Here is a 23852-nt window from a genome sequence, read left to right as displayed (position 1 = left end):
TGAATTTTATTCTAATTGATTGTCATTTTTTATTTGAATTGTTATTCTTTGGTTGTCCTGATTTTTTATACTGTTTTATTTTTATTGATATTTTAAAATAAGATAAGGTTTTTCCGATGAATATATCGCGGCCAATACTTTATGGTGTCAATTTAACAGATGTGCAGGAAATTGAACTTGTCGATATTATCAGTAGTCATGCGGTGCGGCTTGGCTTTGACTATTACAGTTTTGTTCTTCGTATCCCGCAGTCACTGACGCGCCCGAAAATTCAGGGGTTCGACAATTATTCTGAAGGCTGGCGCAGTTATTATGTGCGCAATGAATGTATTCTGACCGATCCCGCAATTCAGCAGGCGATGCGGTCTTCCAAGCCGGTCGTCTGGACTGAGAAACTCTATCAGCAGAATAAAATTCTGTGGCAGGAAATGAGACGTGACGGCCATTCTGTGGGTATTACGCAGTCCTGCTGGGGGCCGCAATCGGTTGCCGGCTTTCTGTCTTTCAGCCGAACCAGCGATGCAATCAGCAAAGCCGAGTTGAAAGAGCTGGAGCCGGAATTGCGCGAGTTGAGCCTGTCTCTGTTCACAAGGTTTTATGATCTTTATCGGCTGGATGAGACCTATAATACTGAGGATCAGATTATTACACTGCGGGAGCGGGAAATATTGCGCTGGACCGGTGACGGTAAAACCGCTGAGGATATTTCAATCATACTCAATATCACGCCGCGCACGGTACATTTTCACATGAACAATGTTCTGAATAAGCTGATTGTTTCCAACAAGGTTCATGCGGTGATGAAGGCGCATCTGATTGGTCTGCTCTGAAATGCAAAACGCCGCCGCAAAATTTGCGGCGGCGTTTAAGCGGAGGATGTAATTTTACTTGTAGCGTGACAGGCCGAGATCTGAAGTATCAATATCCGGTTTTTTGCCGGAGATCAGGTCGGCCATAACGCGGGCAGAACCGGCAGACATTGTCCAGCCGAGTGTGCCGTGACCGGCATTGATATAGAGATTGTCGTATTTTGTGCCGCCGATAATCGGTGTTGAATCCGGAGTCATCGGACGCAGACCCGACCAGAAAGTTGCCTTGGACAGGTCACCCGCACCGCCAAACAGGCCGCTGACGGAAAGTTCCAGCGTTTCGCGGCGTTCAGGCAGCAGACGTGTCACATAATCGGTGACTTCAGCCATACCGCCGACTCGGATACGATCACCGAGACGGGTAATCGCGATCTTATAGGTTTCATCCAAAATGGTCGAAACCGGTGCGCGGGATTCATCGACAATCGGAATAGTGATCGAATAGCCTTTGACCGGATAGATCGGAACATTGAGGCCGAGACCTTTGACCAGCTGCGGTGTGAAGCTGCCGAGTGCAGCCACATAACGATCAGCAGTGAAGATGCCTTTATTGGTTTCAACCGCAACAATCTTGCCGCTGTTAAGCTGGAAGCCTTTAATATCCACATTGTAGTGGAATTTTACGCCCAGTTCTTCAGCCATTTTGGCCAGTTTATTGGTGAAAGTGAAGCAATCGCCGGTGCCGTCATCCGGCATACGCAGGCCGCCGGTGATCATGTGCTTTACATTGGCAAGGGCTGGTTCTGCCTTGGTGCAGCCTTCGGCATCCAGCACTTCAAACTTGATGCCGTCCTGACGCAGGCTTTCAATATCCTTGGTCATTACCGCGTCAAAATCTTTCTGACTGCGGAACAGCTGCAAAGTACCTTTTGAACCTTCATCATAGGTGATGCCGGTATCATTGCGCAGTTCGGTCAGGCATTCGCGGCTGTAATTGGAAATGCGCAGCATGCGGGCTTTGTTGGTCGCATAGGCCGATGCGGTGCAATTGGCCAGCATGGACATCAGCCAGCTATACATTGCCGGATTACAGGTCGGACGGAAAATCAACGGTGAGTGTTTTTTAAACAGCCACATTGCCGCTTTCTGCGGAATACCCGGAGCAGCCCATGGGGTCGAGTAACCATAGGAAAGCTGACCGGCATTGGCGAAACTGGTTTCGAGCGCCGGTCCTTCCTGACGGTCGAGCACAGTCACTTCATGGCCGGCTTTTGCCAGATAATAGGCGGTCGTTACGCCGATCACACCGCTGCCGAGTATTGTAACTTTCATGGTCTGCCTCTGTCATATCCTGTCTGATGCCGCATGTGCAGGCTTGTTTGTTCTTCAGGCAAGAATGTCGTTAATGTAATTGCGATGATATCTGTTCCCCAGAGATGTCAGAATCTCATAGGAAATTGTTCCGGCATCCTGTGCCACTTGTTCAAGGCTCTGATGTGCGCCGATCAGCTCTACAAGGCTGCCGAGCTTTAATGTGCCTTCCGGCAGGGCGCTGACATCCAGTGTAATGGAATCCATGGAAACGCGGCCGATAACCGGCAAGCGCACAGCACCATAATATGCTGCGCCTTTATTGCTTAAGTGCCGTGGCCAGCCATCTGCATAACCGACGGCAATCGTGGCAATCCGTGTCTCGCCCTGTGTTTCATAGCTGCCGCCATAGCCGACCAGAGTATGTGCCGGAACGGTGCGGCATTGAATGACGCGCGCCTGCAGCGACACAACCGGCTGCATCGGGTTTGGTGCATTTTCCAGTGGTGCGCCGCCGTAAAGTGCGATGCCCGGACGTGCCAGATCAAAATGATAGCCGCGCTCCATGAAGCTGCCACCGGAATTGGAAAACGCAACGGCATAATGCGGCAGAAGTTTAAGAGCTGCCTGCATGCGCTCCAGCTGGGCGTGGTTTTGCGGGCTCTGCACATTATCAGCAGAAGCCAGATGGCTGATAATGAATTTTACATCAATGCCGTCCAGCAGGGAAATATCTGCCAGCAGTTCTTTCAGTTCCTGTTCGGAAAGACCGAGACGCGACATGCCTGTATCAAGCTGAAGCAGTGCCGGAAGCTTCCGGTTGCCGGCCTTGCCCAGAGCTGCCCAGTTGCGCAGCTGTTCCAGCGAATTCAGTACAGGGATAATGTTATTATCCGCGCAGAGTTTTTCTGTCTGCGGCTGCAGGCCGTTGAGGACATAAATAACAGCATCTTTGCCGATATGCGGCTGCAGCTTCAGGGCTTCTCCCAGATGTGCAACGAAAAAATCGCGGCAACCGGCGGCATAAAATTGCGGGGCAACTTTATCCGCACCCAGACCATAGGCGTCGGCTTTCACAACGGCTGCGGCTCTGGTCGGGCTCAGTGCGTCGGCGATCAGCTTATAGTTCGCGCGCAAAGCGGCCAAATCAACGGTAAGAATACCGCCGGCCGCGAGGATTTCCGGATTTTCACCGGCAGTTGTATCAACAGGCGCTGCCGCTCGGGTTTCAGAAAAGAGTACAGACATAAGCAATTCCGCATTGTCATGTTCAACACGTTGGTTGGCTGCCAGTATGCATATCCGGAAAACTATAACACAGTTTCAGGTTATGCTCTGCATGCAGACCATGCCAGAGATGCCAAACAAATTTTATAAGAGGCAGCATCGTTCAGCGTCGTAACTTTACGAGCGGTATCACGTGCCGGAACTCTCTCCCTATTTCTCAGTGTAGTCGAATAGTCTTCGAATGTTTTTGCTATTTTTCGTAATTTATGCGAATTATAGCTAAATCAGCACGATAAAATACTATGAATTGGAATATTCTGCGTGTCTACCTTAGATGCTATTGATCGTAATATTATCCGCTGTCTGCGCCGTGACGGGCGTATGACCAATAGTCAGCTGGCCACAGAGGTCGGTTTATCGCAATCGGCGTGCCTGCGGCGTGTGCAATTGCTGGAAACAAGCGGGGTTATCCGCGGCTATACGGCGATTGTTGCGGCACCCGATGCTGATGACCGGTTGGTGGCGCTGGTGCGCATTACGCTGGAGCGGCAAACGGAAGAATATCTCAATCGTTTTGAAGAAGCGGTGCGCCGTCATCCGGAAATTCAGGAATGTTATCTGATGACGGGGGATGCCGATTATATCTTGCGTGCCGAGGCAGAAAACACGGCAGCCTATGAGGTCATTCATAAAGAAATTCTCTCACGCCTGCCGGGTGTGGTGCGTATTCACTCCAGTTTCTCGATCCGCAGTGTGCTGCTAAGCAGAGCGCCGGTGAAGTAATAAAATAGTATCGTGAAAGACAAGAGGAGAAATATTATGCATAATTAATTTGTTATTAATTGAATGTATTGGATTTTTTTATGGTTGATATTAAAAATTTTTTCCCAAAAATTATTAAAAATTTTGGTGATAAATCTCAGTTGAATTCTATTGTTATAAATAAAAATAATAAAAAAATGCTGTGTAATTTTTCTATGACCATTCCAAATTTTACGCCGCAAAATTCTGACACAATCAGAAAGGTTAAGTTTAGAGATGAAGCTAATGATTGTGATGGAATGGTCACTTTCAATTATAGTATGAACGGGAGTGATGGAAGTCCCGCAAAACTTTCAGGTGTGCTAGGAGAGAATTGCCCATTTGCATTATTCCAAAATGTAACGGGAGATGTAGATATTGTTATTCCGGATGGCGAAAATTGTAAATATTTTTACCAGATACCAGAAGGAACAGATATCCAGACACCTAAAGTCGGAACCTATAGTGGCGCTATTGATGAGAATACATTCATTCCGACTGAAAGTGACCCTACAAAGCTGTTGATACGTTTCCCCATTGTTCCATCTTATAAGGTTGTCACGATGTGCACAGATAGTTTCTATAATTATAATAGTGAAACTAAAGCAGCTTATGATACATTCCATACATCGCTGGGAAATTGGACAAATTATGATAACACAAGCTTGATTTGTTCTGAATTATTTACGGCAAATTTGTTTTCTGTTGTACTATCAAGAAATAGTACAAATCGATCTGATTGGTTGTGTTATAGTTCTCCAAAAGAACCTGGGCAAGTTGCTGATGTAAATTACTTTTTTGACGATATTACAGCTGAAAACGATCAGTTCTATTACGGAATTATCGAATGGGATACTGATCTGGGTATCTTTCGGGAAGTATGGTTACGTGTAGAAAATTAATAAATTTAATTATATTTTTTGCAGTTTAATCTTATTCTTTTTAACAGAAAATGCAGGGAGGGGTGGTTCAGAGAGTGTTTTACCTAAACCACCCCGTCCATATTAATCTTTATGCAGGATTGAGGCATCCACATCCGTGATACGGCGCTTGCCACACAGAGCCATAGTCACATCTGCCTCACGGGCGATGATTTCCAGCGCTTTGGTCACGCCGGATTTACCCATGGCGCCAAGACCATAAAGAAACGGCCGGCCGATATAGGTGCCTTTCGCGCCGAGTGCCACGGCTTTGAGGACATCCTGACCGGAGCGGATACCGCCGTCGAGATGGATTTCCACCTTGTCACCGACTGTATCGACAATGCGCGGCAACATCGAAATGGATGATGGTGCGCCGTCGAGCTGACGGCCGCCATGATTAGAGACGATAATCGCATCGGCACCGGTTTTGGCTGCCATCAGTGCATCTTCTTCATCGAGAATGCCCTTGAGGATCAGCGGGCCGCCCCAGAGTTTTTTGATCCATTCCACATCATCCCAGTTCAGTTTCGGATCAAACTGCTCGGCCGTCCATGAGGACAGGGATGAGAGATCGCTGACACCTTTGGCATGACCGGCAATATTACGGAAGGTACGGCGCTGCGTTGCCAGCATACCGAGGCACCATTGCGGGCGCGTCATCATCTGCCAGATATGTTTCGGCGTGAATTTCGGTGGAGCCGACAGACCGTTGCGCAAATCTTTGTGACGCTGGCCGAGAATTTGCAGGTCGAGCGTCAAGACCAGAGCTGAGCAACCGGCGGCTTTGGCACGTTCAATCAGATTGCGGACGAAATCACGGTCTTTCATTACATAAAGCTGGAACCAGAAAGGCTTTTTCGTTGCTGCGGCGACATCTTCAATCGAGCAGATGCTCATGGTGGAAAGGGTGAAAGGCACGCCGAATTCCTGTGCGGCCTGTGCTGCCAGAATTTCCCCGTCCGCGTGCTGCATACCTGCCAGACCTGTCGGAGACAGGGCTACCGGCATAGTCACATTCTGGCCGATCATGGTTGTTGCCAGAGAGCGATCGGTCATATCTACCAGTACACGCTGACGCAGTTTGATTTTGGCAAAATCGCTTTCATTGGCTCGATAGGTCGATTCTGTCCATGCGCCGGAATCTGCGTAATCGAAAAACATCTTTGGCACGCGGCGGCGCGCCAGTTTTTTCAGATCGGCGATTTCCAGAACAGTACTCATGTCAGTTGCTTTCTAAATTCAGTTTTAAAGAGTTATTATCATCCCGATTTTATAAAGTCAGGCTCAGAAAGACTATTAATACCGGAATGATCCGCTATGTTTGCTGTAATGCAATAGGTATTTTAAAGGTTGTGAATTTGATGGTCAGACGGCGCAGACACATTCTTCTTCCTGTTCCCCTCGCTTCCTTTATGTTTGCATCTGTTTGCAGTGTTTTTGCTCAGGCCAATCCTGCTTCGCAACAGCCTGTCACGAATGCCCATAGTGTTGCAGTCAGCGCGCAGACCGTTCGTGTCAGCGATTATCGCCCGAAACTGGTGCAGACTGGCACGATCGCAGCCCGCAATCTTATCAATCTTGCTTTTCGCGCTTCCGGTCAGGTGACAGAGCGCAGCGCTGATGTCGGGCAAAAAGTTGAAGCCGGTGAATTGCTGGCGCGTATTGATGCTGTGGAGCAGCAAGCTGGTTTGCGCTCGGCTCTGGCCTCTCTGAATGCGGCGCAGGCGCAATTAATACAGGCAACCGCCAATTACACACGCCAACAGGCATTGCTGGATCAGGGGTTCACCACGCGCAGTCAGTTCGGCACTGCGGAGGAAACCAAGCAGCGTGCCGAGGCGGCTCTTATTAGTGCGCAAAGTCAGATGAAAAATGCGCAGGATATGATGAGCTATACGGAATTGCGTGCGCCGCGCGCCGGTGTGGTGACTGCCCGTAATATTGAAACGGGACAACTGGTACAGGCGGCACAAACTGCCTTTGTGATTGCTGCCGATGGTGAGCGGGACGCCGTTTTTGATGTGCAGGAAGCGCTGGCTGCCCATGCGGAATCCATGGAGCAACAAGGCGGGAAACAGGCGCTGCCTCAGGTGAGTCTGACACTGGTTTCCGATCCGTCTGTCACGGCAACCGGCCATGTGCGTGAGGTTGCGCCGGTGGTAAATGCCACAACCGGCACTGTACGTATTAAGGTTGAACTGGATACGCCGCCACCTGCAATGACACTCGCGGCTCCGGTAACCGGCAGTCTGCAATTGCCGGTGGTGCGTGCTGTGATTTTGCCATGGAGTGCTATGACATCACAGGGCGGAAAACCGGCAGTGTGGGTACTTGATCCGCAGACGAAAACGGTTTCTTCCGCTTTAGTGCGGATTATGGACTATGAGCGGGAAAAAATCATTATTTCTGAAGGTTTGCAGGACGGGCAAATGGTCATAACCCGCGGCGGGCAGTTGCTGAGTGAAGGCGCTGTTGTGGAGCTTCTGGTGGCTGATGAGCAGAAAGTAACACAGTGATGCGGGCGACGGGTTGGACGATGAAGCGCAGAATTTTCAGGGCTGCTGCGGCAGGATCAGTTTTGCTGATGCTGGCAGCCTGTGGTGAACAGGCTGATGAAGCGAAAGAGCCGGTTGTCCGGCCGGTATTGTTTGTTATCGCAAAAGCGGAGGCCTCACAGCAAAGCGGTTTTGCCGGATCTGTGGAGCCGCAATTCAGCACGGATCTTGCCTTCCGCGTTTTGGGGCGCTTGATCCAGCGTGATGTGGATATCGGTGATTTTGTCAAAAAAGATCAGGTTGTGGCGATGATTGATCCCGCGCAGCTTGATCTGAATTTGCAGGCAGCCAAAGCCGACATGGCCAGTGCCGAGGCACAATATGTGAATGCACAGGCCACAGAGGACAGGCAGGCGCGTTTGCTGGCCATGCGCAGTATTCCGCAGGCGGTTTATGACAGCGCCAAACAGGGGCGCGATACTGCGGCTGCCGGTCTGGAAAAAGCCCGTGCCGCCTTGCGAAAGGCTGAAGACGAGCGTGGTTTTGCACAACTGGATCCGGATTTTGACGGTGTGGTTTCTGCGGTAAATGCCGAAGTCGGGCAGGTTGTGGCTGCCGGACAGAGTGTTTTGACCGTGGCGAGGCCGGATGTGCGTGAAGCCGTTGTCGATGTGCCGGATCACATTGCGGAGACGGTCAAAGACGGCGATAGATTTATGATTTTCCTGCAGGCTGATCCGACTGTGCAGGCAGAAGGTCATGTGCGGGAAATTGCACCGCAGGCGGATAATGCCACGCGTTTGCGTCGTGTAAAAATCACGCTTGATGATGCACCGGAAGCTTTCCGTTTAGGCACAACAATCACAGCGCTGCGCAGTAATGGTGACCATCAGGAACAGATTGCTCTGCCGCTATCCGCTTTGCTGGAACAGGAGGGCAAAACCTATGTCTGGATCGCTGATCCGCAGAGCCAGACTGTGCGCCGTCAGGCCGTGGAAGTTGTCAGCCGCAGGGACGGGCAATTCATTGCCAAAGGCGTGGAAGCCGGTCAGCGCATTGTCAGTGCAGGCGTGAACAGTTTGCAGGATGGCCAGAAGGTTAAACTGCCGCAGGGAGAGGAATAATGAAGAAATTTAATCTCTCTGACTGGGCGCTTAATCACCGCTCGCTGGTCTGGTATTTCATGCTGGTCTTTCTGATTGCCGGTATTGCCGCCTATATCAATCTCGGGCGCGAGGAAGACCCGCAATTCACCATTAAAACCATGCTGATACAGGCCAACTGGCCCGGTGCATCGGTGGACGAGACGATCAATCAGGTGACTGACCGGATTGAGAAAAAGCTGCAGGAACTCGACAGTCTCGATTTTACCAAATCGGTGACAACACCGGGTAAAGCGGTGATTTTTGTCAATCTGAAAGCGACGACCAAAGCGCGGGATGTGGAGAAAATCTGGCTCCAGACCCGCAATATGATTAATGATATCAAGGGGAATTTCCCTGAAGGCGTTTACGGGCCTTTTTATAATGACCGCTTCGGCGATGTGTTCGGCAATATTTACGCCTTCACGGCTGATGGTCTGAGCCACCGGCAGTTGCGTGATTACGTAGAGACTGTACGTACACAGGTTCTGCAATTGCCGAGTGCCGGTAAAGTTGATCTGATCGGCGCGCAGGATGAGGTGATTTATCTCGAATTTTCATCCCGTCAGATCGCGGCGCTGGGGCTGGATCAGCAAGCGATTTTAAAGAGCCTTCAGGATCAGAATGCGATTACTCCGTCCGGTGTGATTAATGCAGGGCCGGAACGCGTCTCTGTGCGGGTGAGCGGGCAATTTACCTCAGAAGAAAGTCTGAAAGCTGTTAATCTGCGGGTCAATAACCGTTTCTTCCGCCTCAGCGATGTGGCGGAAATCAAGCGCGGCTATACCAATCCGCCGGAAAGTCTGTTTCGCGTGAATGGTGAACCGGCAATCGGGCTGGCCATCGGTATGAAGCCGAATGAGAATTTGCTGGACTTCGGCAAGGCGCTCAATGATTTGATGGCGCGCGTTGAAGGAGAACTGCCGGTTGGTATCAGCGTGCATCAGGTGGCCGATCAGCCGGATGTGGTGGATGAGGCTGTTTCCGGTTTCACCAAAGCCCTGTTCGAGGCGGTAATCATTGTTCTGGCCGTGAGTTTTATCAGCCTTGGCGTGCGAGCCGGTTTTGTGGTGTCGCTGTCCATTCCGCTGGTTTTGGCGATTACCTTCCTCACCATGCAATATATGGATATTTCCCTGCAGCGTGTGTCACTGGGCGCATTGATTATTGCGCTCGGCCTGTTGGTGGATGATGCGATGATTGCCGTGGAGATGATGGTTGCACGGCTTGAGGCGGGTGATCCGATCAATAAAGCGGCGACCTATGTCTATTCTCACACCGCCTTTCCGATGCTGACCGGTACGCTGGTGACGATTGCCGGATTTATCCCGATCGGTCTCAACACCAGTCAGGCGGGTGAATATACTTATACTTTGTTCGTGGTGATTGCCGTTTCGCTGGTCGTGTCATGGGTGGTGGCTGTATTGTTTGCGCCGCTGCTTGGCGTGACGCTGCTGCCAAAAACGATGAAAAAACATGAGGAAAAGCCGCGCCGTGTCGGCAAGGCTTTTGCCGCGGCCTTGCTGTGGTGCATGCGTCATCGCTGGACAACAATCTTTGCCACAGTCGTGCTGTTTTTGATTTCCCTTGGCGGTATGACGCTGATTGAACGGCAGTTCTTCCCTTCTTCGGATCGGCCGGAACTGGTGATTGACTGGAAATTGCCGGAGAACAGTTCCATTGCCGAAACACAGGCGCAGATGCTGCGTTTTGAAGAGACGATGCTCAAAGGCAATGAGGATATAGACCACTGGAGCAGCTATATCGGGCAGGGTGCAGTGCGTTTCGTGCTGACTTTCGATGTGCAGCCGGTCAATCCGTATTTCGGTCAGATGATTATTGTCGCCAAGGATGTGGAGGCGCGCGACCGGCTGAAGCAGAAATTCGATACGGTGCTGCGCAAGGATTATATCGGCACCGATGCTTATGTGAAATTCCTTGAGCTGGGACCTCCGGTTGGCCGTCCGGTGCAGTATCGCGTCAGCGGGCCGGATATTCAGGCTGTTCGCGGCTATGCGCATCAGGTTTCCACTATCATGGCGCAGGATCAGCGTCTGGGTGTTGTGGCTTATGACTGGAACGAACCGGCACGTGTGGTGCGGGTTGATGTATTGCAGGATAAGGCGCGTAAACTCGGTGTTTCTTCCAAAGACATCTCGATGACGCTCAACAGCGTGGTCGGCGGTCTGGCGATCACACAGGTGCGCGATGCTACCTATCTGATTAATGTGGTGGTGCGGGCACAGGCGCAGGAGCGTGACCGGATTGAAACTCTGCGCAATCTGCAGATCGGTACCGGCAACGGGGATTCCATCCCGCTCGCCTCGATTGCCAATTTCCGTTACGAGATTGAGCAGCCGGTTGTCTGGCGCCGTGACCGCCTGCCGACAATCACAGTCTCTGCCGGTATTCTCGACAAGACCATGCCGGATACGGTGGTGGAACAGATGAAGGGGCAAGTTGATGCATTTGCGCAGAAACTGCCGCTTGGTTATTCCGTCCATATTGCCGGTACTGTAGAAGAAAGCGCCAAAAGTCAGGGGCCGATTGCTGCCGTTGTGCCGCTGATGCTGTTCGTTATGGCGACGATTTTGATGCTGCAATTGCAGAGTTTTCAGCGGCTGTTTCTGGTGGTGGCGGTTGCTCCGCTCGGTCTGATCGGTGTAGTGGCGGCCTTGCTGCCAAGTGGCAAACCTCTGGGCTTCGTCGCTATTCTCGGTGTGCTGGCGCTGATCGGTATCCTGATCCGCAACTCGGTGATCCTGATCGTGCAGGTGGAGGATCATATCAAAGAGGGGATGCATCCGTGGGATTCTGTTTATCAGGCTTCCCAGCATCGTATGCGTCCGATTGCGCTGACCGCAGCGGCGGCCAGTCTGGCGCTGATCCCGATTTCCCGTGAAGTCTTCTGGGGGCCGATGGCCTATGCCATGATGGGCGGGATTATTGCCGGAACGGTCATTACACTGCTGTTCCTGCCTGCGCTTTATGTGGCCTGGTTCCGTGTGAAAGAGCCTGAGCATCCGGAGCCGGAAGATAGCTCCGAGGTGCCACCGGCTGAACCGGTGTTAGTACAATAGCTCAAATGCTAGAGCGGTTTACGTTCAGATTGGATCATAGCGCTCGCGTCTCAATTCTTTATTTGGTCGCATTATCACGGGCGTCAAGTTGATCCAACTTGACATAATCAAGAAGTCAAGTTGATCCAACTTGGTTGTGAAATGCTCTAAAGGGCAGCTTTTAAAACAGAAGCTGCCCTTTTTATTTTGAGCTGGCAGATAATTCCATTTGTCATTGGTATTAAAAAGGTATTATAGTCCGGGTATGGATAATACCAGATTACTTCCTCTTCTTCAGCGCGGATTAGCGGCGCAAACGACCGGCGGGCCGCTCTATAAGCAGGTTTCCGTCGTGCTTACCAATTTGATTGAGGATGGCAGTCTCGCCGCTGGCAGTAGTCTGCCGCCCGAGCGTGAACTGGCGCAGGCGCTTGGTCTGGCGCGGGTCACCATCCGCTCGGCCTATCAGGCATTGCTTGAAAACCGGTTGGTGGAACGCCGTCATGGCAGCGGCACCTATATTTGCGAACGTCCGAAAAAGATCAGTCAGCCGCTCTGGCAGCTTACCTCATTCTCGCAGGATATGATCGCCCGTGGTAAAGTACCAGGGGTACGTATTCTATCCGGCGGTATCGGGCAGCCGTCACCGGAAGAGGCATTCCAGCTTGGCATTTCCATGCAGGATCTGGTGGTGCGGGTGGAGCGCCTGCGCCTTGCCGATGATATGCCGATGGCAATTGAACGTGCAGTGGTGCCGCAGCGTCTGCTGGGTACCGCTACATTATCTGCTGCCGGACAGGAAACGGAACTGGCACAGGCTGTGCTCAGCGGTGCGCTGTCGCTTTATACAGCACTCGAACAGCATGGCTACAAACCGGTGCGCGCTTTGCAGAGGCTGACTGCTGTTGTGCTTGATCCGGTCAATGCGCGTTTGCTTGGTGTGGCTGACAAGGCTGCTGCCCTGCAAATGGAACGCGTATCACGCACGCAAACAGACCGGATTGTTGAATATACCCGCTCGCTTTATCGCGGCGATGCTTATGACTTTATTGCAGAATTGAAAACGGGAGAGGTCCGATGACCGTATCACCAACACTCATGCTTCAGGAAACCGAACAGGCTGCTTCAGTTGTTGCAGCCATGTTAAAAGACCAGAAGCCGGTTTTTGAAGAAATCGCGGCGGTCTTTGCCTCCCGTAAGCCCGCGCTGATTTCGACCTGTGCACGCGGTTCTTCTGACCATGCAGCAACATTTTTCAAATATCTGGCAGAAATCCGTTTAGGCTTACCGGTGGCAGCCATCGGCCCGTCGGTGGCATCAGTTTATGATGCGCCGTTGCAGCTTGGTTCTGCTGTACATTTTACCGTTTCGCAGTCCGGCGCCAGCCCTGACATCGTTGCCATGCAGCGCGCGGCTAAAAAGGGCGGCGCAATTACGGTTGCTGTGGTCAATGTGACCGACAGCCCGCTCGGCAATGAGGCCGATATCGTGCTGGGTATTGGTGCAGGTCCTGAGAAAAGTGTTGCTGCGACCAAATCTTTCATCGCTTCTGCTGCGGCTCTGGCCGGTGTGATTGCTGCGGTGAGCAAAGACAGCACAATGCAGGGCGGGCTTGATCAGCTGCCGGACGCACTGGGCGCGGTTCAGGTTGATGCAGGCAATGCGCTTGAGAATATTCTGGCTGAAAAACAATCGCTGTTTATCGGCGGTCGCGGCCCTTCAATGGCGATTGCGCTTGAAGCGGCGCTGAAAGCCAAGGAAACTTCGGCGATTCATGCGGAAGCCTTCTCGCTGGCCGAGCTGATGCATGGCCCGATGCGTCTGGTGGAAAAAGGCTTCCCGATTGTGGCCTTTGTCTCGCAGGATCAGGCCTATCAGCATAATCTGCAGGCGCTGAAACATCTGGAAAGCATTGGCGGTAATATTCTGGCCATTTCCCCGCTGGATCTGCCATGGAGCCAGATTAAAACACCGGCAACCGGTTCGGCTCTGCTTGATCCGCTGGTATCGCTCGGCGCCTATTATCGTGTGATCGAAGCGGTGACGCGCCGCCGTGGTTTTAATCCTGATAAGCCGCTTAATCTGAATAAGGTAACGGAGACTGTCTGATGGGTTTTCAGCTGCTGCGTGGTGCGCGTGTTTTTGACGGTCATCGTTTTCATGAGCGGACAGCCGTTCTGATCGAGAAGGGCAGGATTGTCCGTCTGGTGCAGGATGGTGACGCATTGCCGGAAAATCTGCAGATCATTGAACTGGACGGCGGCATTCTCAGCCCCGGTTTTATTGATGCGCAGGTCAATGGCGGCGGCGGGGCAATGCTCAATGACGGGCCGACACCTGAAATCATGTGCACCATCGCAGCAGGTCACCGCCCATATGGCACAACCAGCCTGTTGCCAACCCTGATTACCGATACCGGTGATGTGACGGCGCAGGCTATGACTGCCGCCGTGGCTGCGGTGCAGGCTGATAAAGGTGTTGCCGGTCTTCATCTTGAAGGGCCGCATCTGGCACCGGCGAAAAAAGGTGCGCATCTGGCGGAGCTGATGCGCCCTGTAGAGGCAGCTGACATTCAGGCGCTGACTGCAGCGGCGCAGAAAATCGGTTGTCTGCTGGTGACAATGGCTGCGGAACAGGTCACACCCGATCAGGTGCGTGAGCTGACCGAAGGCGGTGTTATTATCAGCATCGGCCATAGTGACAGCACTTATGAAATGGCTATGGCGCGGTTCGATGCGGGCGCGCAGGGCGTGACCCATCTGTTCAATGCAATGAGCCAGTTCGGCCATCGTACGCCTAATCTCGTTGGTGCGGCATTGGATCATCCGTCCGTGTGGAGTGGCATTATTGCCGATGGTCATCATGCCGAACCTGCGGCTTTGCGTGTGGCATTGCGGGCAAAACGCGGGCAGGGTCGCCTGTTCTTTGTTACCGATGCAATGTCGCTGGTCGGTTCCGGCCGCGATACATTCCAACTCAATGGCCGTACAGTTTATCGTGTTGAGGGTGGTTATTGCCCGAAACTGGTGTTGGAAGATCGAACTACGCTGGCGGGCTCTGATCTCGATATGGCATCGGGTATCCGCTATGGTATGGCAATGTTGGATCTCTCCTGCGAGGAAGCCTTGCGCATGGCGACATCCTATCCGGCCGCGTTTTTGCAGCTGAAGGATCGTGGGGTGCTGGCACCGAAAAAGCGCGCTGATCTGGTCTGGCTGGACGATCAGTGCCATGTCAGAGCGACATGGATTTCCGGTGCGCGACAGGATCAGCGGGCATGAGCATTATCAATGATTATTTCGACCGTCTGACCGCGCATCTCACGCAATTGCGTGACAGTCAGGCTGAGGCGATGAAGCAGGCTGTTGCCATGATCGGCGAAGCTGCACGCAATGATAAGCGTGTCTTTGTGTTCGGTACCGGCCATTCACATATGCTTGCCGAAGAAGTGCATTATCGTGCCGGTGGTCTGGCGATTACCGTACCGGTTCTCTCGGCTTTCACGATGCTGCATGAAGGCGCATCTTCCAGCACCAAATTCGAACGTATCAGCGGCATGGTTCAGCCTTTGCTGCAACGCTATGATATTGGAGCCGATGATATTCTGCTGGTTGTTTCCAATTCCGGTGTTAATGCCGCGCCGGTTGAAGCTGCGCGCTTCGGCCGTGAAGCCGGTGCAAAAATTATCGCGCTGACATCCGTTTCCTATTCTGCCAGCGCGGCCAATGGTCGTGTACGTCTGTCTGAACTCGCTGATCTGGTGCTGGATAATGAAATTCCGGCCGGTGATGCGATGATGCAGCTGCCAAACAGCGGGATGAAAGCGGGCGCGGTTTCCACCGCCGTTGGTGCCACCATTCTCCACGCGATCTTTACCGCGGTTGCTGCCGAACTGGCCGCAGAGGGCGGAGAAGTTCCGGTCTATCGCAGTGCGAATATGCCGGGTGCCACGGAAATCAATGACCGTCTGATTGAAAAATATAAGACCCGCAATCCGCATTTGTGAGTTTTACATACCACCCATAAGTCAGGAAATCATCACCTGTAACCTGAGATTATGGGTCATGCAGATTTGTCTGCAAATGGCAGGAATCCGTCAAACAAAAGCGTAATCGGGACTGTTAAGCGCGGAAATTCTGTGTAAGAGCTTCATACGGAACCGGAATTTTCCGGTTCATTCTCATTTGAACTGTTGAAGCTTAAGGGACACTCCCATGCAGAATTATGTGTTGACCGTCAGTTGCCAGTCACGCCTCGGTATAGTTGCCGCTATTTCCGGATATCTCGCGGGTATGGGGTGTAACATCGTTGACAGCGCACAGTTCGATGATCTCGGTGCCGATAAATTCTTTATGCGCGTCAGCTTTATTACCGAACAGGGCAAGAGTTTCGAAGAAATCGCCGGTGGTTTTCAGGAAACTGCTGACAAATTCGGCATGGCCTATGATTTCCACGATACCCGCAAGCCGGTAAAAACATTGCTGATGGTTTCCCGTTTTGGTCATTGCCTCAATGATCTGCTCTATCGTTGGAAAATCGGCGGTCTGCCGATTGATATTGTCGGTGTGATCTCCAACCATTTTGATTATCAGAAGGTTGTGGTCAATCACGATATTCCTTTCCACCATATTGCGGTGACCAAGGAAAATAAGATCGAAGCCGAAGCCAAAATGATGGATATCGTCAACCAGACCGGCACGGAACTGGTGGTTCTCGCGCGTTATATGCAGGTTCTGTCTGATGAGCTGAGCCAGAAAATGTCCGGCAAGATCATCAATATTCACCATTCCTTCCTGCCGTCTTTCAAAGGCGCCAATCCTTACAAGCAGGCCTATGAGCGTGGCGTGAAGCTGATCGGTGCCACCGCGCATTATGTGACCGCTGATCTCGATGAAGGTCCGATTATCGAGCAGGATGTTGCCCGTATTACTCATGCACAGTCGGCAGCTGATTATGTTTCCATTGGTCGTGATGTGGAAGCGCAGGTTCTGGCACGCGCCATCCATGCGCATATCCATCACCGCGTGTTCCTCAATGGCAACCGGACAGTCGTATTCCCGGCGAGCCCAGGGTCGTACGCCTCTGAACGCATGGGTTAAGGAGAATTTCGACTCTGGCGGGCTGCAAATGGCAATTTTCTGCGCTTCCGCTGCTCACGTACACACGGCACCGCACGTCCTATTGGACGTGCAAAGGCTGCCGTGATCTTTAAGACTGCATAATCTTATCTTTCATCAGCGGATGAAAGGATTATGCAGGGTACGCTGCGCGCCGGTTCTCAAAAATCACCATTTTCGCCACGCCATAACCAAAATTCAAAGCGTCGCGCTTTGTTGGGGCGCCAGCAGGTTGAGAAGGTTGAGTGTAGAGAAATAAAAAGCCGGAATTTCCGGCTTTTTATTTTTGCAGAGATGACTGGCATTTCTCTTCAACTGCATTTCTGAAGTCAGACATATTTCTCACCCACGCATTTTCTCCCTCAACTAGAGGTCTGGAATAGGCATCCAGAATGACTGTCTGAAAAATCTCATGCACCGCCGGATCAAACTTGACCTGCAACAGATCAGCCAGCGGCTTTCCCTGCAAACGTGCCGCCATCGACCGCCCCGCAAGCTCTCCGAGCTTGGTGCAGAACACCGCATTATTCTCACTCGCATGCGCTGCGGCCAGAGGCGCAGTATAAATAATAGTCGTCAGGGCTGCTAAAAATAAACGCATGTGAGCCTCCGTTGCGGAGAATTTTGACAAGATATGCGTGAATGCTGCGTCTAATAGAGACCTGCGTGTGATTTTAGTCAATAAAAAAGCCCCTCGCGAGAGGGGCTTTTCTTTGTCATCAGCAATGATGATTAGTCGATATCGAAGGATACGCCCTGTGCGAGCGGCAGTGCCTTCGAGTAGTTCACAGTGTTGGTTGCACGGCGCATGTAAGCTTTCCATGCATCCGAACCGGATTCACGACCGCCACCGGTTTCTTTTTCACCGCCGAATGCGCCGCCGATTTCAGCACCGGATGTACCGATATTGACGTTGGCAATACCGCAATCCGAACCGGATGCAGAGAGGAAACGCTCAGCTTCCTGCAGGTTCAGTGTGAAGATCGAAGACGACAGACCGGCACCAACTGCGTTGTGCAGTTCGAGTACGTTGTCGAAATCGCTGTATTTCATCACATAGAGGATTGGTGCGAAGGTTTCTTCGAGAACCGGACCTGCCTGTTCTGGCATTTCAACGATTGCTGGCTGTACGTAGTAACCTGTGTCCGGACCTACGGATACGCGTTCACCGCCGACAACTTTACCGCCATGAGCCTTGGCTTCTGCCAGAGCTTTCTGCATGCCGTCGAAAGAAGCCTTGTCGATCAGCGGACCGATCAGTGCAGGGGTTTCCAGAGGGTTGCCGATGGATACGCTCTGATAGGCTTTGACCAGACGTGGTACCAGTGTGTCGTAAACGCTTTCGTGTACGAACAGGCGACGCATGGTGGTGCAACGCTGACCTGCAGTACCCATGGCACCGAAAGCAATCGCGCGCAGAGCCATGTCGAGATCGGCTGACGGGCAGACGATACCGGCATTGTTGCCGCCGAGTTCGAGGATAGCGCGTGCGAAACGCTTGGCCAGACGAGGGCCTACATCGCGACCCATGCGGGTTGAACCGGTTGCGGAAACCAGCGGAACCTTCGGATGGTCAACCAGAACTTCACCGATTGTACGGTCGCCGATGATAACAGCGGACAGACCCTTAGGAGCATCTGCGCCGAAACGGGCAGCCGCACGGTTGAAGATCGCTTCACAAGCAAGTGCTGTGAGAGGGGTCTTTTCGGAAGGTTTCCAGACAACAGAGTCACCGGCAACCAGTGCCAGAGCCGCGTTCCATGACCAGACAGCTACAGGGAAGTTGAAGGCGGAGATAACGCCGACAACGCCAAGCGGATGCCATGTTTCCATCATGCGGTGACCGGCGCGTTCAGTCGCAATGGTCAAACCGTAAAGCTGACGGGACAGACCAACTGCGAAATCGCAGATGTCGATCATTTCCTGAACTTCGCCGAGACCTTCGGAGATGATCTTACCGGCTTCGATCGAAACGAGACGGCCGAGATCAGCTTTGGAAGCGCGCAGTTCTTCACCGAGCAGGCGGATCAGCTCACCGCGGCGTGGAGCCGGAACATCGCGCCATGTGCGGAATGCTGCATCAGCTTCTTCGATCATGCGGGCAGTGTCTGCAGCCGAATGAGTCTTGAGGGCGCCGATCTGTTCGCCGGTAACCGGGCTGAACGAGGCAAGATCACCGCCTGTATAGGCAGCGCTGTCAACGCCAAGCTTGGCGAGAATGTCAGCAGCTTCCTGCTTAACGTTCACTTTTTTATTTTCGGTGCTCATAAATCGCATTCCCTATTGTTTATCGTTCAGAATATCAGGCGCTACGCTCGGGTAAGTGAGCAGACCTGATATTCTATCTGGTACGGTGGAGCAGTAATTTGCTCCGGAGCATTTCGCAGTTAACTGACTTCAGTTAACGACCGCGATAATGCGACAACTCAAGAATCTAGAGCGCGTGTTGTGGATCAAATGAAGCGCGACACGCTCTAGTATAAACAGCTGAACGGCAATCCGCTTTGAGGGCAGATTGCCGTTTTCATATGTTATCTAGTTATTCTGCTGCAGCTTTAAAGGCGATAGCCTTCAATGCACCCTCAACAGATTCGCGCTCGATGCGGGCATAGTGTTCAAATTCATTGAGCACGGTTGCGCCGAGATCAGCTTCAAAACGCTTCTGGTTCGGGCTTTCAGTGAATTCCTGTGTATCGTCGTCGCCGAGATTGGACTGGAAGATACCAGCGGCGCTGACCGGCAGGAAGTCTTCATAGACAATCGGGTCAAACTGGATTGCGCCTTCAGCAATCAGGCTGTCGAGATTGGCGGCGGTCAGTTCGCTCTTGGCTTTGGAACGATCTGCAACGCTGTAAGCGAAATAGCCGAGCCCCTGTTCACGGATTTCTGCCCATGTATCCGGGAATTCTTCGAAAACTTCACCGAGAATACGAACATATTCAGCAGCATTCGAACCATCCGGCGCAGGGCGGATACGTGCGCGGGTCTTGTCGAGCAGCGCATCATAAAGACCGCGGCCTTTTGGTGTCAGTGCAATGCCGCGCTGTTCAATTTCACCAAAACGGGCAGTGTGTGTGCCGGCTTTCCATTCGCCTGCAGCATCGGTGAAAGAAACGGATTCTTCGAGCGCTTTAAACGAGGTCTGACGCAGCAGAACCGCACATTTACGGGTTGGCGGGCCTTCAACAACAGCTTTAGGCGAAATATTGCGCGCCGGCATCTGAGCCTGCACGGCATCGATGTCGAGTGTGCGCGGTGTCAGGTGGTTGATGTGCGGGCCTTTGAAAGACACAACGTCAGCAATCAGACGATGGGCGTCGTGCAGACGATGATAGAGTTCTGCACTCACATTGGCTTTATCGTGCCAGCGGAATGTTTCCAGAACTTCAGCAACAAACTTGTCAGCCTGTTCCTGTGTAAGACCGCCCTGTTTTTCAGCAATCTCGATCAGCTCAATCGCACCGGCAGTGAAGATGTTGCGCTTTGCGAGTGTTTCTTCAGCTTCCTTGCGCAGTTTTTCGTCAGCGATCAGGTCGAGACGCAGCAGCGAAGTGAAAACGCGGAACGGATTGATCTTCAACGATGCATCATCAACCGGACGGAAAGCTGTGGAATGCACAGGCACACCGGCAGCGGACAGATCATAGTAACCAACCGGGAACATGCCCATAACGGCATAAGCACGGCGCATCATGGAAAGTTCAGCGGCGGTGCCGAGGCGGATCGCGCCGTGACGCTCTTCGGAAATACGATCCAGAGAATCGGTATCCTCGAGACGGGCGAGCAGTTCAGGCTGGGCTTTCAGGGTCGCAGCATTAACATCTGCAACCAGTTCCATCAGCGTACCGTAAGCAGGCACTTCTGTACGGTACATTGCGGACATTGCGGCTGAGAATGCAGCGCGGATGCTGTCGGCTGATACGAAATTCATGGTTTGCCTCCTTGAGGGCTTTCCGTATGCGAGCTGTTATCTGTCTTGGGAGAAGATAAAGCCCTGTCTGTTTTGCTCTTGGTGCAGTTCCGTAAAGAAAAGCGGATGACGTTTTTCCTGAAACTGCCCTAAAACTGCTTAGTGTGGTTGATTTGTGCTCTTTGGGAGTCGCACAAAACCATCCTGATGTTGTTATAAAGGCCTATCTGATCCGAAAAATGTCAGCCAGTTTTCGGGATATGCTTTAAATTTGATGCGTAATTTCTTTTTAAATCGATTTTCGACTATCAGAAACACGTATCAGATGTTGATATCATGACTAAAATTGATCATATCAGCTGTAGTGGCCGCATGATTGCGACGAAACCGACTATGTTTATGCGAGGCAGGAATGAAGCTCAGCCGACGACTGATACCGGATATCGCCATTTTGCAGGCTTTTGAATGCGCTGCACGTCACGGAAGTTTCACGCAGGCAGCCCACGAGCTGAACCTGACGCAAAGCGCGGTGAGTCGTCAGATCAAGGATCTTGAAGGCCAGCTTGGCGTTTTGCTGTTTGAGCGAATCCGTCAGCGCATCCTGCTTTCTGATGCGGGACGCAAGTTTTTGCCGGAAGTGCGTCGTCTGCTGAATCAGACTGAAGACACGATGTTGCGGGCGATGGCCTCGGCACAGTCTTCTTCAGCTTTCAGCGTGGCGACATTGCCGACATTCGGTGCGCGCTGGCTGATGCCGCGTATTCCGAACTTCATCGAAGAAAATCCGGGCGTGGCTTTTAATGTCGGTTCACGCACCGGCGTGTTCGATTTTGAAGAATATCCGTTTGATATGGCTATTCACTATGGTCAGCCGGTTTGGGCACATGCCACCTGTAATTATCTGTGCAGTGAGATGGTGGTGCCGGTTGCCAGCAATGCGCTGATCGAAAGCCACCGTATTGTTGAGCCGGAAGACCTGCAAAAAGAGCCTTTGCTGCATTTGACAACGCGTCCGAAAATGTGGACGCAATGGTTCGAACTTTGCGAAGTGGATGCACGCAGCACTTATAGCGGCCATCGTTTCGATCAATTCTCTATGGTGATCGAGGCCGCTGCCGCAGGGCTTGGGATTGGTTTGTTGCCGGTTTATCTGATTGAGCAGGAATTGCAGGAAGGTCGCCTGCGAATTCTGTTTGATAAGCCTATGCGCACCGAGAATGATTATTATCTGGTGGTGCCGGAAGGCAAGCATGAAAATCCGCTGATACAGACATTTTCCAGCTGGATTCGCGGGCAGGTCGGCCAGCATGACTATATGGCGCTGGTGCATCTGAACGCAGAATAAGATATGTAATGCAATTTAAGTGGAACAGGTCATTCCGCAAATGAATGATCTGTTGCGCAAAAATTGCTACTTTTGCCAAAACCGAAAGGTGTATGGCTACTCAGGCGCCAGAAGAAAAAGACGATAATAACACTGGTAAATAACAAGCCGGATGATTTTCCGTGTTGTGCTTCAAATTTCAAACACTCAGAGTGTTGTGTGTGTATCCGCATTATATATACGGCGCTCTTTATCCATTTTGATCGTTGACCTTTTGTCTGAGCCGCTTTTGCGTGGTGCGTATATTTCAGACGCATAATCGTAGGCTTGTTGCTGCAATCCAGGCTGACATAAGTGGCAACGTTGTTTTTGAGAAATGAACTGACATGTTGAATAATCCCCGTTCTCACGGTCTCTGGGAAAAATCCGCTCCTGCCGCTCCGGTTACACCTGCCCTGCAAGGCGAGTTAAACGTTGACGTGGTTGTTGTTGGCGGTGGTTTTACCGGTCTTTCAACCGCACTGAATTTGAGCGAACGCGGCAGCAAAGTTGCCGTGCTTGAAGGCGTTGAAATCGGTTTTGGCGGTTCCGGCCGCAATGTCGGTCTGGTCAATGCCGGTATGTGGGTTATGCCGGATGATCTGCCGGGTGTGCTCGGTCAGAAATATGGTGACCGTCTGCTCGAAGCACTCGGCAATGGCCCGAAAATGGTTTTCGAGCGTATTGAAAAACACAATATCGCCTGTGAAGCGACCCGCACCGGTACGCTGCATTGCGCTGTCGGTCAGAAAGGCCTGCGCGAATTGCAGGATCGTGCGGAGCAGTGGCAGCGCCGTGGTGCGCCGGTAACGCTGTTGAGCGCCGAAGAAACTGCAAAGAAAGTCGGTACTAAAGCCTATAGCGGTTCGCTGCTGGATATGCGTGCAGGCACCATTCAGCCGCTGGCCTATGTGCGTGGCCTTGCCCATGCGGCCATTGCTGCGGGTGCACAGATTTTCACCGGTTCTCCGGTAACTTCTACAGAACGTGTGGGCAATGACTGGGTGGTTCGCACTGCCAAGGGTTCAGTGCGTGCGCAGTGGATCGTGGTGGCAACCAATGCCTATACACAGGCACCATGGCCGCAGATCCGCGCAGAAATTATGCATCTGCCTTATTTCAATCTGGCAACCAAGCCGCTGACCAAAGAGCAGCAGGCACAGATTCTGCCGGAACGTCAGGGCGTATGGGATACCAAACAGGTGCTGTCGTCTTATCGTTACGATCAGGCTGGTCGTTTGGTGTTCGGCAGCGTTGGTGCATTGCGCAATACCGGCACAGGTATTCATACGGCATGGGCAAAACGCGAAATGAAGCGTCTGTTCCCGCAGCTTGGTAAAGTCGAATTTGATTATGAATGGTACGGCCTGATCGGCATGACCAATGACAGCCTGCCGAAATTTCATCGCTTTGATAAGAATGTGATCGGTTTCAGCGGTTATAATGGTCGCGGCATTGCCACCGGTACAGTATTCGGCAATGTGCTGGCACGTCATATCAGCGGTGAAATCAGCGAAGCTGATCTGCCATTGCCGGTGACTGAGCCGGAAACACAGTCCTTCCTCGGTATCCGCGAAGCCTATTATGAAACCGGCGCACAGATCGCGCATTTTGCCGGCGCTCGCTTCTGAGCGCCTAAATCAAAGAGCATGCTCGCTTCTGAGCGCCTAAATCAAAGAGCATGCTCGCTTCTGA

At 52.0% G+C, this 23852-nt stretch carries 19 protein-coding genes; 13 read left to right on the top strand and 6 right to left on the bottom strand.

Translation table 11 applies throughout. The features are described 5' to 3' along the window. Window positions 1–116 precede the first annotated feature (116 nt). Window positions 117–830 (top strand): autoinducer binding domain-containing protein, encoded by a 714-nt coding sequence (locus tag LDL70_RS11070; protein WP_022710089.1) that lies wholly within the window; start codon window positions 117–119, stop codon window positions 828–830. 54 nt (window positions 831–884) lie between these two features. On the opposite strand, the gene LDL70_RS11065 is transcribed toward LDL70_RS11070, so the two are convergent. After that, entirely contained in the window at window positions 885–2141 is a 1257-nt protein-coding gene (locus LDL70_RS11065; protein WP_022712270.1) for a D-amino acid dehydrogenase, read from the bottom strand. A gap of 54 nt (window positions 2142–2195) precedes the next feature. After that, window positions 2196–3368: an alanine racemase gene (gene alr, locus LDL70_RS11060; RefSeq protein WP_225685053.1), complete on the bottom strand. Its 1173-nt coding sequence runs from the start codon at window positions 3366–3368 to the stop codon at window positions 2196–2198. A 300-nt stretch (window positions 3369–3668) separates the two neighbouring features. Between alr and LDL70_RS11055 the strand changes: the two genes are divergently transcribed. Both LDL70_RS11055 and LDL70_RS11050 read left to right on the top strand, forming a co-directional pair. Beyond that, the gene (locus LDL70_RS11055; protein WP_151159768.1) at window positions 3669–4130 is read left to right on the top strand and encodes an Lrp/AsnC family transcriptional regulator; all 462 of its coding nucleotides are present in this window, start codon (window positions 3669–3671) and stop codon (window positions 4128–4130) included. Window positions 4131–4210: 80 nt separating this feature from the next. Beyond that, on the top strand, window positions 4211–5050 hold the full coding sequence (locus LDL70_RS11050) for a hypothetical protein (protein WP_225685052.1): 840 nt from the start codon (window positions 4211–4213) through the stop codon (window positions 5048–5050). A 102-nt stretch (window positions 5051–5152) separates the two neighbouring features. On the opposite strand, the gene LDL70_RS11045 is transcribed toward LDL70_RS11050, so the two are convergent. Further along, window positions 5153–6292 carry an alpha-hydroxy acid oxidase gene (locus LDL70_RS11045; RefSeq protein ID WP_225685051.1) on the bottom strand — a complete coding sequence of 380 codons (1140 nt, stop codon included), beginning with the start codon at window positions 6290–6292 and terminating at the stop codon, window positions 5153–5155. A 191-nt stretch (window positions 6293–6483) separates the two neighbouring features. Between LDL70_RS11045 and LDL70_RS11040 the strand changes: the two genes are divergently transcribed. From LDL70_RS11040 to purU, 8 genes are all read left to right on the top strand, one after another. After that, window positions 6484–7587, top strand: coding sequence for an efflux RND transporter periplasmic adaptor subunit (locus tag LDL70_RS11040; protein ID WP_175576090.1), 1104 nt, complete (start codon window positions 6484–6486; stop codon window positions 7585–7587). 20 nt (window positions 7588–7607) lie between these two features. After that, on the top strand, window positions 7608–8690 hold the full coding sequence (locus LDL70_RS11035; RefSeq protein WP_225685050.1) for an efflux RND transporter periplasmic adaptor subunit: 1083 nt from the start codon (window positions 7608–7610) through the stop codon (window positions 8688–8690). After that, the gene (locus LDL70_RS11030) at window positions 8690–11788 is read left to right on the top strand and encodes an efflux RND transporter permease subunit (protein WP_225685049.1); all 3099 of its coding nucleotides are present in this window, start codon (window positions 8690–8692) and stop codon (window positions 11786–11788) included. Before LDL70_RS11035 ends, LDL70_RS11030 begins: the two co-directional genes overlap by 1 nt. A 244-nt stretch (window positions 11789–12032) precedes the next feature. Next, window positions 12033–12848, top strand: a complete 816-nt coding sequence (locus LDL70_RS11025) for a GntR family transcriptional regulator (RefSeq protein WP_022709351.1) — start codon at window positions 12033–12035, stop codon at window positions 12846–12848. Next, window positions 12845–13876 carry an SIS domain-containing protein gene (locus LDL70_RS11020; protein ID WP_225685048.1) on the top strand — a complete coding sequence of 344 codons (1032 nt, stop codon included), beginning with the start codon at window positions 12845–12847 and terminating at the stop codon, window positions 13874–13876. Before LDL70_RS11025 ends, LDL70_RS11020 begins: the two co-directional genes overlap by 4 nt. Then, complete coding sequence (nagA, locus tag LDL70_RS11015; protein WP_225685047.1) at window positions 13876–15048, top strand: N-acetylglucosamine-6-phosphate deacetylase; 1173 nt, start codon at window positions 13876–13878, stop codon at window positions 15046–15048. Before LDL70_RS11020 ends, nagA begins: the two co-directional genes overlap by 1 nt. Next, window positions 15045–15773 (top strand): SIS domain-containing protein, encoded by a 729-nt coding sequence (locus tag LDL70_RS11010; RefSeq protein WP_225685046.1) that lies wholly within the window; start codon window positions 15045–15047, stop codon window positions 15771–15773. Before nagA ends, LDL70_RS11010 begins: the two co-directional genes overlap by 4 nt. Before the next feature lie 208 nt (window positions 15774–15981). Beyond that, on the top strand, window positions 15982–16866 hold the full coding sequence (purU, locus tag LDL70_RS11005; protein ID WP_028233241.1) for a formyltetrahydrofolate deformylase: 885 nt from the start codon (window positions 15982–15984) through the stop codon (window positions 16864–16866). A 298-nt stretch (window positions 16867–17164) separates the two neighbouring features. Here the strand turns inward: purU and LDL70_RS11000 are convergent, their stop codons facing one another. From LDL70_RS11000 to LDL70_RS10990, 3 genes are all read right to left on the bottom strand, one after another. Beyond that, the gene (locus LDL70_RS11000) at window positions 17165–17485 is read right to left on the bottom strand and encodes a hypothetical protein (RefSeq protein WP_225685045.1); all 321 of its coding nucleotides are present in this window, start codon (window positions 17483–17485) and stop codon (window positions 17165–17167) included. A 131-nt stretch (window positions 17486–17616) separates the two neighbouring features. Beyond that, entirely contained in the window at window positions 17617–19152 is a 1536-nt protein-coding gene (locus LDL70_RS10995; protein ID WP_022709346.1) for an aldehyde dehydrogenase family protein, read from the bottom strand. 271 nt (window positions 19153–19423) lie between these two features. Next, window positions 19424–20815 carry a VOC family protein gene (locus tag LDL70_RS10990; RefSeq protein WP_225685044.1) on the bottom strand — a complete coding sequence of 464 codons (1392 nt, stop codon included), beginning with the start codon at window positions 20813–20815 and terminating at the stop codon, window positions 19424–19426. A gap of 391 nt (window positions 20816–21206) precedes the next feature. Here LDL70_RS10990 and LDL70_RS10985 point away from each other — a divergent pair, with 391 nt between their 5' ends. Together LDL70_RS10985 and LDL70_RS10980 are read left to right on the top strand one after the other, a co-directional pair. Then, window positions 21207–22139, top strand: a complete 933-nt coding sequence (locus LDL70_RS10985) for a LysR family transcriptional regulator (RefSeq protein WP_022709344.1) — start codon at window positions 21207–21209, stop codon at window positions 22137–22139. Window positions 22140–22504: 365 nt separating this feature from the next. Then, window positions 22505–23788, top strand: a complete 1284-nt coding sequence (locus LDL70_RS10980) for an FAD-binding oxidoreductase (protein WP_225685043.1) — start codon at window positions 22505–22507, stop codon at window positions 23786–23788. Window positions 23789–23852 lie beyond the last annotated feature (64 nt).

It is taken from the genome of Pseudochrobactrum sp. XF203 (genome assembly GCF_020341615.1).
Classification (GTDB): domain Bacteria; phylum Pseudomonadota; class Alphaproteobacteria; order Rhizobiales; family Rhizobiaceae; genus Pseudochrobactrum; species Pseudochrobactrum saccharolyticum.
The sequence above is the reverse complement of the archived record's forward strand: the minus strand, read 5'-3'. Positions and strand labels throughout refer to the sequence as shown.